Origin of the sequence: Geobacter sp. AOG1 (genome assembly GCF_019972315.1) — a bacterium.
GTDB lineage: Bacteria > Desulfobacterota > Desulfuromonadia > Geobacterales > Geobacteraceae > Geomobilimonas.
Genome location: NZ_BLIZ01000001.1, coordinates 1339316 through 1353314, shown reverse-complemented (window position 1 = coordinate 1353314; position 13999 = coordinate 1339316). Strand labels below are relative to the sequence as shown.

Annotated in this window: 14 protein-coding genes; all 14 read right to left on the bottom strand. The window is 60.4% G+C overall.

Annotated features, from left to right (window positions below; all coding sequences use genetic code 11):
- Positions 1 to 88: 88 nt before the first annotated feature.
- Positions 89 to 1288, bottom strand: coding sequence for an aminotransferase class V-fold PLP-dependent enzyme (locus tag LDN04_RS06195; RefSeq protein WP_223907744.1), 1200 nt, complete (start codon positions 1286 to 1288; stop codon positions 89 to 91).
- 41 nt (positions 1289 to 1329) lie between these two features.
- The gene (gene dsrP / locus LDN04_RS06190) at positions 1330 to 2481 is read right to left on the bottom strand and encodes a sulfate reduction electron transfer complex DsrMKJOP subunit DsrP (RefSeq protein ID WP_374045164.1); all 1152 of its coding nucleotides are present in this window, start codon (positions 2479 to 2481) and stop codon (positions 1330 to 1332) included.
- 13 nt (positions 2482 to 2494) lie between these two features.
- Complete coding sequence (gene dsrO, locus LDN04_RS06185; RefSeq protein ID WP_223907738.1) at positions 2495 to 3259, bottom strand: sulfate reduction electron transfer complex DsrMKJOP subunit DsrO; 765 nt, start codon at positions 3257 to 3259, stop codon at positions 2495 to 2497.
- A complete protein-coding gene (dsrJ, locus tag LDN04_RS06180; protein WP_223907735.1) occupies positions 3256 to 3681 on the bottom strand; it encodes a sulfate reduction electron transfer complex DsrMKJOP subunit DsrJ in 426 nt (141 codons plus the stop codon). Before dsrJ ends, dsrO begins: the two co-directional genes overlap by 4 nt.
- Positions 3674 to 5293 (bottom strand): sulfate reduction electron transfer complex DsrMKJOP subunit DsrK, encoded by a 1620-nt coding sequence (gene dsrK, locus LDN04_RS06175; protein ID WP_223907733.1) that lies wholly within the window; start codon positions 5291 to 5293, stop codon positions 3674 to 3676. The genes dsrJ and dsrK overlap by 8 nt, the downstream gene beginning before the upstream one ends.
- Positions 5286 to 6284 (bottom strand): sulfate reduction electron transfer complex DsrMKJOP subunit DsrM, encoded by a 999-nt coding sequence (gene dsrM / locus LDN04_RS06170; protein WP_374045141.1) that lies wholly within the window; start codon positions 6282 to 6284, stop codon positions 5286 to 5288. The genes dsrK and dsrM overlap by 8 nt, the downstream gene beginning before the upstream one ends.
- Positions 6285 to 6287: 3 nt before the next feature.
- Positions 6288 to 6743 carry an RsbRD N-terminal domain-containing protein gene (locus LDN04_RS06165; RefSeq protein WP_223907727.1) on the bottom strand — a complete coding sequence of 152 codons (456 nt, stop codon included), beginning with the start codon at positions 6741 to 6743 and terminating at the stop codon, positions 6288 to 6290.
- A 6-nt stretch (positions 6744 to 6749) separates the two neighbouring features.
- Positions 6750 to 7067: a TusE/DsrC/DsvC family sulfur relay protein gene (locus LDN04_RS06160; RefSeq protein ID WP_214173460.1), complete on the bottom strand. Its 318-nt coding sequence runs from the start codon at positions 7065 to 7067 to the stop codon at positions 6750 to 6752.
- Positions 7068 to 7196: 129 nt separating this feature from the next.
- Positions 7197 to 7496 carry a hypothetical protein gene (locus tag LDN04_RS06155; RefSeq protein ID WP_223907724.1) on the bottom strand — a complete coding sequence of 100 codons (300 nt, stop codon included), beginning with the start codon at positions 7494 to 7496 and terminating at the stop codon, positions 7197 to 7199.
- A 141-nt stretch (positions 7497 to 7637) separates the two neighbouring features.
- The gene (locus tag LDN04_RS06150; protein WP_223907721.1) at positions 7638 to 8855 is read right to left on the bottom strand and encodes a multidrug effflux MFS transporter; all 1218 of its coding nucleotides are present in this window, start codon (positions 8853 to 8855) and stop codon (positions 7638 to 7640) included.
- Between the two features lie 185 nt (positions 8856 to 9040).
- Positions 9041 to 10390 (bottom strand): class II 3-deoxy-7-phosphoheptulonate synthase, encoded by a 1350-nt coding sequence (locus LDN04_RS06145; RefSeq protein WP_223907718.1) that lies wholly within the window; start codon positions 10388 to 10390, stop codon positions 9041 to 9043.
- A gap of 37 nt (positions 10391 to 10427) precedes the next feature.
- A complete protein-coding gene (locus LDN04_RS06140) occupies positions 10428 to 11240 on the bottom strand; it encodes a cytidylate kinase family protein (RefSeq protein WP_223907716.1) in 813 nt (270 codons plus the stop codon).
- A gap of 2 nt (positions 11241 to 11242) precedes the next feature.
- Positions 11243 to 12535: an OFA family MFS transporter gene (locus LDN04_RS06135; RefSeq protein ID WP_223907714.1), complete on the bottom strand. Its 1293-nt coding sequence runs from the start codon at positions 12533 to 12535 to the stop codon at positions 11243 to 11245.
- 5 nt (positions 12536 to 12540) lie between these two features.
- Positions 12541 to 13701 (bottom strand): hypothetical protein, encoded by a 1161-nt coding sequence (locus LDN04_RS06130; RefSeq protein WP_223907711.1) that lies wholly within the window; start codon positions 13699 to 13701, stop codon positions 12541 to 12543.
- Between the last annotated feature and the right edge of the window lie 298 nt (positions 13702 to 13999).

Below are 13999 nucleotides of genomic sequence, written 5' to 3'. Positions count from 1 at the left end.
GACCTGAATAAGCCCCATCTCTCCAGTTACAAAGGGCTATGGCTGTCTTTCAACCCCAGTGCTAAACGTGTGCCGCAGGTGTGACCGCCTACGCCGTGCCCCGCCTTCTTCGCTCGGCACTCCAGCGGGCGATTGCCGTGACCGCGCCGATGGCCACATCCACCTGCTCGTCGGTATTGAACGCACCTACGGAGAAGCGGACACCACCGTGGATGTCGACCGTCCCAAGCTGGGTGTGGACGAGGGGGGCGCAGTGGAGGCCGGTGCGCGTCGCGATGTTGTGGTCCACATCGAGCATCATCCCCACATCCCCCGCGTCCAGCCCGTCGATGTTGATCATGAAGGTCGACAGGTGGTTCTCCAGGCTGTCGCAGCAGTAGAAACGCACCCCCTCGATCCGACGCAGGCCTTCCACAAGTTTCTTCGCAAGCACCATCTCCCGGGCGTGGATGTTTTCCACCCCCTGCTCGTCGAGCCAATCCTGTCCCGCCCAGAGGGATGCCACCCCGAGCATGTTGGGGGTGCCGAACTCCATCCGCCAGGGGTACTCTTCCAGGTGATAGGGATAAATGGATTCCACCCCCGTTCCGCCGGCCCGGGTCTGCCGCAAGAGGAGGTGCTTCCTGATGCAGAGGCCGCCGATGCCGGTAGTTCCCATGAGCGCCTTATGGCCGGTGAACGCCAGCGCATCCACGTTCATCTCTTTCATGTCGATCGGGACGATACCCGCGGTCTGGGTCGTGTCGATGACAAACGTCACCCCCCGTTCGCGGCAGATGCGGCCGATCTCCTTCACCGGCTGGATGGTGCCGATGACGTTGGAACCGTGATTGACGATGACGAGCTTCGTCGCCGGACGGATCGCTTTCGCGATGTCGTCGGGATCGACGAACCCCGCCCCGTCGAAGGGGATGAAGGTCGCCTCCACACCGCCGTCCCGGACCAGGTGGTTGATGGGGCGGATCACGGAGTTGTGTTCCAGGTTGGTGGTGATGACGTGATCGCCCCGCTCAAGTACGCCGCCGATGATGAGATTCAGGGCATCGGTGGCGTTGTAGCCGAAGCAGAGACGCTCGGGCGTATCCTCGTCGCCGCCGAAGAACCGGGTCAGCCGCAGACGCAGGCGATCGAGGAGGGAGCCCGCCTCGATGGCGAGGTCGAACCCGCTTCGCCCCGGGTTGACACCGGTCGCCCGGTAGAACTCCATCATGAAGCTGTAGACATGCTCCGGCTTCGGCCACGACGTGGCGGCATTATCGAAATAGATGAGGTCTTTTGAATGTTCCATGGTCTACCTCCCCCCCACTCCTCGGCAACGGTTCCACACCGTCAGTCGGCCTCGCGGACCGACACCGTGATCTTGTAGAACAGGGTCAGCATCAGCGCCCCCACGGCCCATACCCCACCCACGATCCCCCACTCCGGCGCAGTCGGTGCATAAGAGGTCACCGTCCGGAGCGGCGACGGCACGAAGCCGGCGACGATGAGCCCCATCCCCTTTTCCAGCCAGAGGGAAACGAAGACCGCCAGGGAAGCCAGCGCCAGTACCCGTTCGTTCCGGCGGAAGCGGGGAACCAGGAGCGCCAGAAGCGCGGCCAGCGCAAGCACCACCGACAGCCACATGACCGGCACCAGCCCGTTCTTGCCGTCAATCCCGAAGAAGAGGTACGCGAACGGCTCGGCATGGTCGGGCATGCCGCTGTAGAGCGCCGTGAACAGTTCCAGGAAAAGGAAGAAGACATTCACCGTCATGGCATAGGCGACGATCACCCCCAGCCTGCGGATCGCCTCATGTCCCGCATCGAAGGTCGTGAGCCGCCGCAGCGCCAGGCAGAGCAGGATGAGGAGCGCGGGGCCCGAGGCAAACGCCGATGCCAGGAAACGGGGGGCGAGGATTGCCGTGAACCAGAGCGGGCGGCCGGGGAGTCCGTTGTAGAGGAATGCCGTGACGGTGTGGATGCTGACCGCCCAGGGGATGGAAAGGATGATCACCGGTTTGATCCAGTGGGGGGCCGGGACCCCCTTCTGCTCGGCGGCCAGCATGACGTAGGCGATGACCAAGTTGAGCACCAGGTAGCCGGAGAGGGAGACCATGTCCCAGAACATCATGGAATGGGGGGTCGGATAGAGGAGCACGTTGAGAACGCGCGCCGGCTGCCCCATGTCCACGAAGATGAACAGCATGCACATGGTGACGGCCGCGACCGCCAGCAGTTCCCCCAGGATGGTGATCCTGGCGAACTGCTGCACATTGTGGAGGTAGTAGGGGAGGACCACCATGACCGCCGATGCGGCGACCCCGACGAAGAAGGTGAACTGGGCGATATAGATCCCCCAGCTCACGTCGCGGGAGAGGCCGGTTATCCCCAGGCCGTACTCGAGCTGCCGGAGGTAGCAGGCGAAGCCGACGGCAATCAGGACCAGGAGAAAGGCAATCCACCCCCAGTACCTGCCGCTTCCCGTAAATGCCTTGTCGAGCATGATCATAACCGCCTCAGACCAGGTAGAAGATGGACGGCCCGCACCCAAGTTCCGGCTGGCGCTGCACGGCGTAGCGACCGCTCAGCAGCTGCCGGATGGGTGAGTTACCGTCGTTCAGATCGCCGAAGACCATGGCATTGCGCGGACACGCCTCCACGCACGCCGGCTGCTTGCCGTCGGCCAGCCGTTCCTCGCAGAAGTTGCATTTCTCCACCACGCCGGTCGTGCGGGTGGGAAAGTCGGGATTGGGCGTGCCGAGGTAGGGCCGGGGATCGACATAATTGAAACTGCGCGAGCCGTAGGGACAGGCCGCCATGCAGTAGCGGCATCCGATGCAGCGGTGGTAGTCCATCATCACGACTCCGTCCGTCCGTTTCCAGGTGGCCTGGGTGGGACAGACGCGGACGCAGGCTGGATTGGTGCAGTGGTTGCAGAGAATCGGCACGGTTTCGCCCAGCGCCTGGCGCGTGTAGTCGTTCTGCTGGAAGGGGAACACCTTGTCGTGACGCTCGTTCCAGAGCCACTTCACCTCATGGGCCCGGTCGGGAATCTGCGGGACGTTGTGTGTCCGATGACAGGCGCGGCTGCACAGGTCGCACCCCTTTTCCTCGCGGCACTTCCGCAGGTCGACCGCCATCCCCCAGCGTTTTTTCCCGACCGTCGACCCGGCCGACTCCTTGTCGTTGGCGGAGCCGACGGCATGCACCAGTGTGCCGGCGCCGACCGCTACCGCGGAGCCGGCCAGAACGCGCAGGAAATCCTTCCTCGTGAGCTTCATCGCATCCCCCCTGCGGCTACGGCGGCCACCCCGCCCGGCTCTGCCGGCGGTGATGTGTGACAGCCCCAGCAATTCGGTGCAGAGACCCCTGCGTACTCATGGCAGCGATCGCAGAACTTCTCCTTGCTGCCATGGCACTGGGTCAGACAGGTACCGGTCAGGCTGACGTTGTACACCGTGCCGTCAGCGGCAGTGTAGTGCCGTTCATGCTTGCGCACCTTGCCGTCCCGCCACGCCATGAGCAGTTCCATGTGCGCCTCGCGCATGTAGGCGCGCGGAGCCACGCACTGTTTCTTATGGGCAGGCGCCTTCAGCTCCGGCCCGACGGTGGAACTCTGTGCCGCTATCCCCTGCCAGACGGGGAGGGTGACCAGCGCCACGAACAGGAAGAGTCCGGCATAGATCAATGGCCGGTCACCCATGGGGCACCTCCTCAGGCGGCGTTTCGGGAACGGCGGGCTGCAGGGGCTCGCCGCGCAGGTTCGTCGTCCGTTCCTTCTCCCCCGTCATGACCAGCGCGTTCCCCAGAAGTTCGTGGACCCCCGCCACCTCCACGCCGGGAACCCAGTAATCCATGAGGGTTGGCATGGTGGCCTTGTCGATGGCGCAGATGCAGGCGAGCAGGTTGACCCCCTGCTTTTCCCGGACATGCCGGACGGCATTGGCACGCGGGAAACCGCCGCGCAGGCGCATCTCCAGGTTCTCGTCCGTGCCGAGCCCCGAACCGCTCCCGCAGCAGAAGGTCTGCTCGCGGATCGTATTCTCCGGCATCTCGTGGAACTGGTTGCAGGCCCGTTTCAGGACGTAGCGCGGCTCCTCCAGAAGCCCCATGCCGCGGGCTGGATTGCAGGAGTCGTGGTAGGTGACCACCCATTTGTCGTTCCGCTTCGGGTCAAGCTTGAGCTTGTCATGGTAAAGGAGGTCGGCGGTGAATTCGCAGATGTGCACCATGCTCGTGGAGCGCGCATGGTCGAACCGGGTCCCGGTGACCGGTGAGACCGGCGCCTCCAGGAAGTCGGCAGGACCGTTCATGGTCTCCATATACTGGTGGAGCACCCGCCACATATGGCCGCACTCCCCCCCCAGTATCCATTTCACCCCCAGGCGGCGCGCCTCGTCGTAGATCTTGGCGTTCAGGCGCTTCATCATCTCGTGGGAGCTGAAGAGGCCGAAATTGCCACCTTCCGAGGCGTAGGCACTGTAGGTGAAGTCGAGGCCAATCTCATGGAAGAGCGACATATAGCCGAGCAGGGTGTAGTAGTGGGGGGTGGCGAAATAGTCGGCCGAGGGCATGACGAACAGGACTTCGGCCCCCTTCCGGTTGATCGGTATGTCCACCTTGATGCCGGTGACCTCTTCCAGTTCGTCGGCGGCGAACTCCAGGCTGTCCTTGAAGGCATGGGGCTGGATGCCGAGATGGTTCCCGACCCGGAAGCAATCGGCCGCCGGCTTGGTGACCCAGTTGATGTTGCAGCCGATCAGGTTCAGCAGTTCCCGGCCGATCATGGTGATCTCGGCCGTATCGATGCCGAAGGGGCAAAAGACTGAGCAGCGGCGACACTCGCTGCACTGGTAGAAGTAGTAGAACCACTCCTTGATCACCTCTTCCGTCAGCTCGCGGCCACCGGCCAGGGAGCCGAAGACGCGTCCCGCCGGGGTGAAGTAACGGCGATACACGGAGCGGATCAGTTCGGCCCGCACCATCGGCATGTTCTTCGGATCGCTGGAACCCAGGTAGTAATGGCACTTGTCGGCACAGGCCCCGCAGCGGACGCAGACATCCATGAACAGCTTGAAGGAGCGGTATTTTTCGAGGCGCTCCGCCATCCCATCCAGAATGATCTGCTTCCAGTCGGGAGGGAGTTTCCAGTCGGCATCGGCAGGATTCCAGTCGCGGGGATTGGGGAGGCCGAGCGCCTCCACGTACTTGGCACCCGCGCTGTGGCAATAGGTCCCCTTGCGGAATTCGACCGCCGGGTCCCGCCAGTCCGACCGTGGCGGCTTCTGCTCAATCTGGTGGCGATCGTCAGTCATTTTTTGCCTCGTCGAGCGGAATCCCCGCCATCGTGAGCTTGTCCCGGAACTCCTCCTCCCACTCCGCGTAGGTATGGGTCTTCACGGGATAGTTCCACGGATTGACGTGCCGCTTCATCCGGCTGTTATTGGCAAGGTTGCGCGTGGGGCTCAGGAATACCCCCCCCATGTGCATGAGTTTGCTGAACGGGAAATAGGCGGCCAGCGTGCTGACCAGGAGCACGTGGACCGGGAAGACGAGCCCCAAGCCCGCCGGTATCACCGGCTGAAAGGTCGCCAGGCCGATCGCCAGCTGTTTTACCGCCACCACGTCCACCCTCGTCCCGTAGCGCATGAGAACACCGGAGAGGGCGATGCCGAGAAGCAGGAAAAGGGCGAAATAATCGGAGAACTGGCAGATGTAGCGGAGGCGCAGGTCCCACAACCGCCGCAGCATCAGATACATCAGGGCGCAGAGAACGATGACGTTGGAGAGGTAGAGTGCCGGGGCGCCGATCTGGAAGAAGCTGTCCACCTTCCCCAGGGCAAGCACGCACGCCGGCACCGGCTGCACAAAAAGCCGCAGATGGCGCAGCACGATGACCAGCAGCGACCAGTGGAACGCCAGCGCCCCCAGCCAGAGCCACTTGCTGTCACCGAAAACGTAGCGCTGGCCATACATCTCGGCACGATTGTTCCGGAACAGGGAGCGGAACAGCAACACTTCGAGCGCCATCCGCCCGACCGCGCCGGTGCCGGTGGAGGGGTTGTCCAGGGTGGCACTTTTTATCCAGGGAAGCGATTTCTGCTGGCCGCAGGTAGTCGGGATGCGGAAGGGGACGGGGGAACGGGCCCAGCCGACGACCCGCCAGCAGAGCCCGACGATAAAAATGGCAAACGCCGCATAGGGAATGCCGACGAGCAACACCCCCTGCCCTCCCCCTGCCACGCCAGCCAGGAGTGGGACCGCGACCAGTGCAGCCATGATGAGAAAAGAGGATAAAAGGTCCATTCGCTACGACCCCACTCGCGCCATTGCGGCCGGAACCGACAGCGCGCGTCTGCTCTCGTTCAGCCGGATCTCGTACAGTTTTTCACGACAGCGGACATACTCGTCGAAGGCCATGAGTGCCAACTGATCGACCTTCTGGCCGATGGAGAGCACATCATGCTCCGGCGCAAACTCGCCCACAACTGACCTCAACATGAAAATGAACCCCACCGCCTGGGTGGCCGTAAAGTCCTGCACCGCCCGCACCCGGATGATCGCCTCTAGCGCCGGCTTCGTACGGGATAACTCCATGCCGCCGAGAAGCTCCCGAAGGAGAACCTCCAGGTTCTCCCTCAGGATATGCCCGACAGGATTGCGGAACTGGTCCCTTTCCGTGGTGAGAAACAGCACCGTTTCTCCGGGATAGGCTTCCACCGTCCGTGCAAACCATCGCTCAAGTATGGCGTCTTCCGTGCTCATCGCACACTACACGCAGCCGGTAGGCTTGGGCAGGCCGGCTACTTTGCAAACCCCTTTGGCCGGGCCGGACGGGAACATTTCGTAGATTTTCTGGAGCTCGAAACCGGTCTCCTTACACACCTTGCGCACCATGGGGGCAATACCATACTGAACGAAGTACCAGCGGACAAAATTGATGAGCTTCCAGTGGTCCTCATTCAGCTCGGCAATATTCTCCGTCAGGGCAAAATCCTTGGCGACTTCTTCGGTCCAGAGCTCAGGCTCCTGCAAAAATCCCTCTTCATCCACCTCATACGACCTGTCTTCCACCTTGTACTCTAGCATGGTCATCCTCCTGTACGTTGTTGTTTGCTGCATCACTCCGATGAAATACTACAATGTCATACTGCTTATCGCCATATTGGCCAATCAATAAAACATTGTGTCATTAAAATATTTTGCGCAAAAAAAAGATCAGTTCTCTCCTTCGCGCTCCGACCGTGCATGTCGCCGTGCTTCGCGGCGGCGGCTGATGAGCTCCGTCACCCCCCTGGCACACGGTCTCACCCCTTTGCCATGGACGCCGAAATTGGCGCACTGGCCATGGCAGAGATAGCAGGCAGTGCTTATATCCTGCTCCTCATAGAAGGTTTCGCCAACCGTTTCTCCCTCTACGAACTCCCCCGCTGCCTCTTCCAGCCTTAAGAGGGGCTGCAGCGAAAACCGGTCGCCATCGACGTCGGACACTGCATTGCTAACCAGAACGTCTGCCATCGTATGCCCCTTCCTGCTGAACCAAGCATGTATTACATTGTCATACTCTATATTGTATTATCATATTACCGAAACAGCGTTTCCTTGTCAATAAAAAAACTAATGGCGTTTTGTTTTATCAATTACCTGAATCCGTGCGTATCAGTTCTGCGCCTCGGATGCGCACACCGGCACCTTGGCGCGCTTCGCCTGATACACCTCCAGGAGGCCGAGGACAATGAGCCCCGCCGTGCCGAATCCGGCCATGATTCCGAGCATTCCCTTGACAGTCCCTGGCAGAAGGTACCCCGACAGGGAGGCGCCAAAACTTGCCATGGTGAAATAGAGGAAGCCGATCACGGCGGAGGCCGCGCCGGCATACTGGGGAAGGGGGACCATTGCGGCGGCAATGGCATTGGGATTGGTCATCCCCAGAGCGAACGCGTAGAGTGCGATCGCCAGCAGCAGGGCATAGATATTCACCTCCCAGATGGCGAACAGAGCGATCAGCAGCGTGGCAACGACGGTTATCCCCCCCCCTACGCGGACCAACCTGACCGGGTTGATCCGAAGCGCCAGCGAGCGGTTGAGGAGAGAGCCGGCAAGCTGGCCGAGGGCGACAATGGCGAACATCCAGCTGAACCCCTGAGGTGAAATCTTCAGGGTCCGGATGAAAACCGTCGAGGAATCGGCAATGAAGACGAACAGCCCCCCGAAAATGAACGCGGCGACAAAGGCGTTGCCTAACATGATCGGCTCCTGCAATACCAGCACGTAGGAATGGAGCACCCCCACCCGCTTTTCGGTCGTCACCGGCCTGGTCTCCGGGATGATGAGCAGGGAAAGAATCAACACCATCGCACCCACCGTGGGAAGGAGAGCAAAGACTCCTCGCCAGCCGGTTATACCGAGCAACCATGCCCCCACGATGGGGGCGATGAGCATCGCCAGGGTGGTGACGACGGTCAGGATCGACTGCTTGGCCGCGGCGGCCTGGCGGTCGTAGACATCACGGATGATGGCGCGCGCGATGACGGCACCGGCACACGCACTCAACCCCTGCAGAAACCGCATGGAGACGAGCACCTGGATGGAAGGTGCCAGGGCACAGGCGATACCGGTGATGACATAGCCCGCCAGTCCCCAGAGCAGGACCGGTCGGCGGCCGATCCGGTCGGAAAGCGGCCCGAGAAAGAGCTGCCCTCCCGCGAAGCCGAGCACGAAGAGCGACAGTGTCCATTGCGCCGCGGCGCTCCCTGCCGACAGGGCGGCAGTCATGGCCGGGAGGGTCGGAAGGCTCATATCGATGGAAAGTGCCGCCAGGGCAGTGATTCCACCCAACAGTGCGGAAAATGGGGCCGTACCGGTCTTGATCTTCATGACTCACCTACCAGGGCCGCAGCTACCGTAAACAAAGAACTATCGCCCAGTTTCATAAATAACTCCTCTTCATCAATCGCATATTGCGTGCAATATTACATGCAATCTTACATTTAGCAAGACATATTTGATGATAGGACATATAGGTCATAGAGGACCTATACGTCCCATACTCCCCCTACATCCTAGCTGCGCCCCCTGAACATCCCGGCCAGCTCGAACGCGAGCTCTACGCTCTGTTCGGCATTCAGCCGCGGATCGCACGTGGTCTGGTAGTTCTGTCCGAGATGCTCGTCGAGCAGTTGCCGGCTGCCCCCCGTGCACTCAGTCACGTTGTCACCCGTCAGCTCCAGATGGACACCGCCGGAGATGCTCCCTTCGGCGCGGTGGATATCGAAGAATGCCCGTATTTCGCCCAGGATATCGCTGAAATTCCTGCTTTTCTGCCCGAAATCGTTCTGGTAGGTATTGCCGTGCATCGGATCGCAACTCCAGACCACCTTCAACCCTTCCCGCTGAATCTCCCTGACAAGCGGAGGGAGGAAGCGATCGATCTTCTCCGTTCCGAACCGGGTAATGAGGGTAAGTCGCCCCGGTTCGTTGGCCGGGTTGAGGATGTGCGCCAGCCGCTTGATGTCGTCGATCTCATGGGCAGGACCGACCTTCACGCCGAGCGGATTGCGCACCCCCCTGAGGAATTCCACGTGGGCGCCGTCAATCTGCCGCGTCCGGTCGCCGATCCAGAGCATGTGGGCACTGCAGTCGTACCAGTCGCCGGTCGTAGAATCCATACGGGTCATGGCCTCTTCGTAACCGAGGAGCAGTGCCTCGTGGGAGGTGAACAGGGTCACCTGACCCATGATGGGATTATGGCTGTCGAGCCCGATGGCGCTCAGGAAGTTGATGGTCTTCCCGATCTCCCGAGCGAGCTGTTCGTACTTCTCCGACGAGGGGAGCGCGTCGAGGGACTGCCGGTGCCATTCCCGGACGTGATCCAGCGCTGCATACCCCCCCGCAGTGAATGCCCGTGCAAGGTTGAGGGTGGCGGCCGCCCGGAAATACCCCTCCTGCATTCTTCGCGGATCGGGAGTCCTGGCCTCCAGCGTCGGCTCGGGATTGTTGACCATGTCCCCACGGTAGCTCGGGATTTCCACTCCGTCCACCAGTTCCGTGTCTGATGAACGGGGCTTGGCGTACTGGCCTGCCATCCTGCCGATCTTGACGACACGCCGCTCCCCCGCGTAGGCGAGGATGACCGACATCTGCAGGATAACCTTCAGCATCTCTCTGATGGCCGGCCCGGTGCAGCGAGAAAAGTCCTCGGCGCAATCACCGCACTGCAGCACGAAGGCCTTCCCCTCTCCCGCCTGCGCCAATTGCTCACGGAGGGTCCTCACTTCCCCGGCAAACACGAGCGGGGGAAGCTCCGCCATCTCACTCAGAACCCCCTCGTACGCATTCCGGTCGGGCCAGTTCGGCTGCTGCCGGGCCGGATACGAACGCCAGGCCGATTTATTCCATTCATGCCCACTCATCTTCTGACCTCCTCCATACGTTCTCTCTCGGCGTACGTCACCAGTACCAGTGGGAACCGACCCCGACTTCGCACATCACGGTACCGACACCCTTTACCCGTCGGGCCACGTCCGGAATTGCCCGCACCACCTGCTCCGAACCGGCACTCCCCGTGATGACGACCTGGCCGTTCTGCGCCTCGACACGCACATCTGCCGATTGCGTATCAGGGTTCAGGTGGAGTTCCGCCCAGACCAGGCTCTCCAACAGCAGGTCATCAAAGGCCTGCCGCGTCGCTTCGTCCGGCTGGAAGCTCCCCAGGCCGGTCATCCGCACCAGTGTCTGCACCGCATCGTCGATGCTTATCCGTTCAATGTTCAGAACAATGTCGTAGAGGGTGGGGTCCTGCCAGTCGACGCCATACAGGTACCTGGACCAATAGACGCTTTGCTTGTCCCGACGCCTGATTCTGGCGATAGCCTGTTCACGGGTCGCCGCGTGCCGCCGCATGGCTGCATCGATACGGTACTCCATACTGGCGATCACCCGGACCCGCAGGACATGAAAGGCCCCCCCCAGAAGCAGGTGCCCCGCAAACCCATGATACACCAGATTGCCGTCGTGTGACAGCTTCAACAGTGCAGCCCTGATTACGTTGAGAATCGCCGTTCTTTTGCCGGGTGACAAGCGGAGAATACTGGGGGGTTTGATCAGTGCGGCATTGATCTCGGATTCAGGGACACCGAAGTCCTTGGCCGCAGAGAATATGTTTTCCTGGCTGACACAGGGGTAACCAAGCTCCCGTGCAAGTTGTTCGGCAATTGTTTTTGCCCCGCTGTAGGTACCCCGTGATATCGTCACTATCGCCATGGTCAGCCCCTTTCCGTCTGGCCGCTGCGCGAGAAAGCAGAATAATGACTCAGAAGAGCCAACAGGGCAGCAATCCCCATCATTCCCATGATCAGGACATACGACATGTCCAGATTCCCGGTCATATCCTTGATCAACCCGTTCAACAGCGGCATGACCAGACCGGCCAGGCCGAAAGCCGTGAAGAGACAGCCATAGTTGAGACCAAAATAGCGAATCCCGAACTGATCCTTACAGGCCGCCGGGAAAATGGCCAGATTTGCCCCATAATTGAGCCCGACGCAGAAGAGAACCGCGAGAATAACAAGCCCGTTCCCCGTCGCCTGCTTTGACACCCAGAAGAGTGCGCCGATCATCCCCCCCTGGAACAAAAACTCGGCAAACAACGTGAGGTGCCGGCCGATCTTGTCGGAAATCGCCCCGGCGATTACGCGGCCGAGCGTATTGCCAAGGGAAAGCACCACAACCGCCAGGAAGGCAAGTTCTCCCAGGGTCTGCCGGCCAAGGTCGGCGGCAACGCTGATGAACGTCAAACCGGCCGAGGCACCGGCAAAATACATCAGATACATCAGCCAGAACTGGGGTGTCCGTACCATCCGCTGCCAGCTTGTTTCCTGTAGGGTGAATGTCCGCCGGTCATGGGTGCCCGGTACGGCGGCAAACCCCAGGGGGGGGTTTTCGATGACCCAAAAGAGGGCTCCCACCACGAGCCATATGAGCACCCCCAGGGCAATCATGGCCTGGGACACCCCCTGTTTGACAATCCCCGTAGCGGCGGTCACCGCGAACCTGTTGAGCAGCCAACTTGTCAGGGGGGCGAGAAACACCGGCGCCAATCCGCTCCCCGCGACGACGATACCGGCAATCAGACCGGTATTTTGGGGGGGGAACCATTTGATCGCCGCGGGGGTCAGGGCGGAATAGCCGAATCCGACCCCGATACCGGTGAACACCCCGAAACCGATGACATACGCAAGCTTCGAACCATCCCCCACCCCGGCGATAACGCACCCCAGGCCGGCAAGCGCCCCTCCCAGAAGAACCACCCAGCGTGGTCCGAAGCGGTCCTGCAGACGACCGGCCGGCACCATGATCAACGCAAACATGATGCACATGACCGAATAGGGCAATGCCTTGTCGGCATTGGACCAGCCCCAGGCCTCGGGGATTCCGGCCTTGACGACGCTCCAGCTGTACAGGATGCCGAACACAATCCCCATGGCAACTGCCGCGGCGACAACCAGCCACCCGCGGAACAGCGAGATCGTAATATGTGTGGGAGTGCGCTCTATCAACGAATTCACAACTTACCATGCCCTACCGCATGGTCATAGATCTTTTCCAGGTCTTTCATTCTTTCCAGAAGATTCGTGGGGCAGGTGACCGCATGCATCCACCGGTCGCACCACTTGCAGGTGCCACACCCGTTCTGGGTCTTCACGCAGGGAACCGACCCCTCGATGAACGGCTCGATAAATCCGTCCAGGTCCCGGTTGTTGACCCTGAACCGGCACGGCTCCAGCTTCCTGCCGGCAGCAGTTTCCCACTCCGGACGGATGGAGCCCGGCTTCTCGATGAACTCCCAGATGTCCCCCTCATAACTTCCGTACGCGTACGCCCGGCACATGCGGAGAATCCAGTCGGAACTTTCCGTTCGCCCGGCGAGTTTCATGAGGCTCGCTCCGGCATCGAAGAGATAGTGGATGTCTTCCGGCCGCACCCAGGGAGCCTTGAGTGAATAGACGGGGTTCTTCATCTTCGCCGTGGTACAGAGTATCCTGCACAGGTCCGGCGCATGGTAACCGCTTCCCAGCCGCGATGAATGGGCCGTATGCTCCTGGTGGTAGGCCTGGAGCGAACAGTCCGGCAGGCAGGCCTCATTCACCAGGACAATGATGGGATGCTGGGGGTATTTCCGGTGTACCTTCTTGATGAGTCCGACGTTCCGGCTGTGCCTGTTGTCGAGCATGATCCTGTCGATATCGGTGTACTCGATAAGCTGCTTTACCCTTTCAACGGAATCCAGATGATTGTTCACGCTCGACGTGACGGTTATGCCGGGGAACCACTTCTTGAACTTCAGGCAGAGAAGCGTATTGGTGACGGTGAAGCTGTCCACCCCCGCATCGACGAGTTTTTTCGATTCCCCATACAGCCGTTCCTGGAACGTGGTATCCCATTCGTTCCCCCCCATCGTTATCGCGTTCCAGATATATTCGAACTTTATATTGTGGCGGTGGGCCTCTTCTATGTACGCTTCAAGGGGGAGCGTCCTTTCATGCACCGTATTGGAGGTACGTCCCGACCCCATCACCGAAAATTTATCGGCTGCATAAACTTCCATTATCGGGAACAGGGTCCGGCTGGCGGCATTGATTTTCGCCATCTCCCCAAACAGGTCGATGTCCCAGTTAAAGGGGACCTTCAGCCCCCTTTTCTGCTGCTTCTGTCCCTTGATCATACCGCACTCCTTCCGCCCGCCGCAACTTTTAGTTGCAAAATACAACTATTCACTCAAAAAAACATGTCGCGGATTCCCATCCGCCACATTACATTTATAGTTGCATAATACAACTTGTTGCGGTAAAGTCAAGGAGAATCCGCCGTAATCAAAACTGCGTTTTCGCGGTCCAGACCCACGAACGGACCGTGAATATTCAGCTGGTTCCACCTAGTACTCGACATACGGTCAGGCACTGTGTACTATTACATGCAACAAAACATGTAAACGATGTTTGAGCCGCTTACCTCAATTCAGG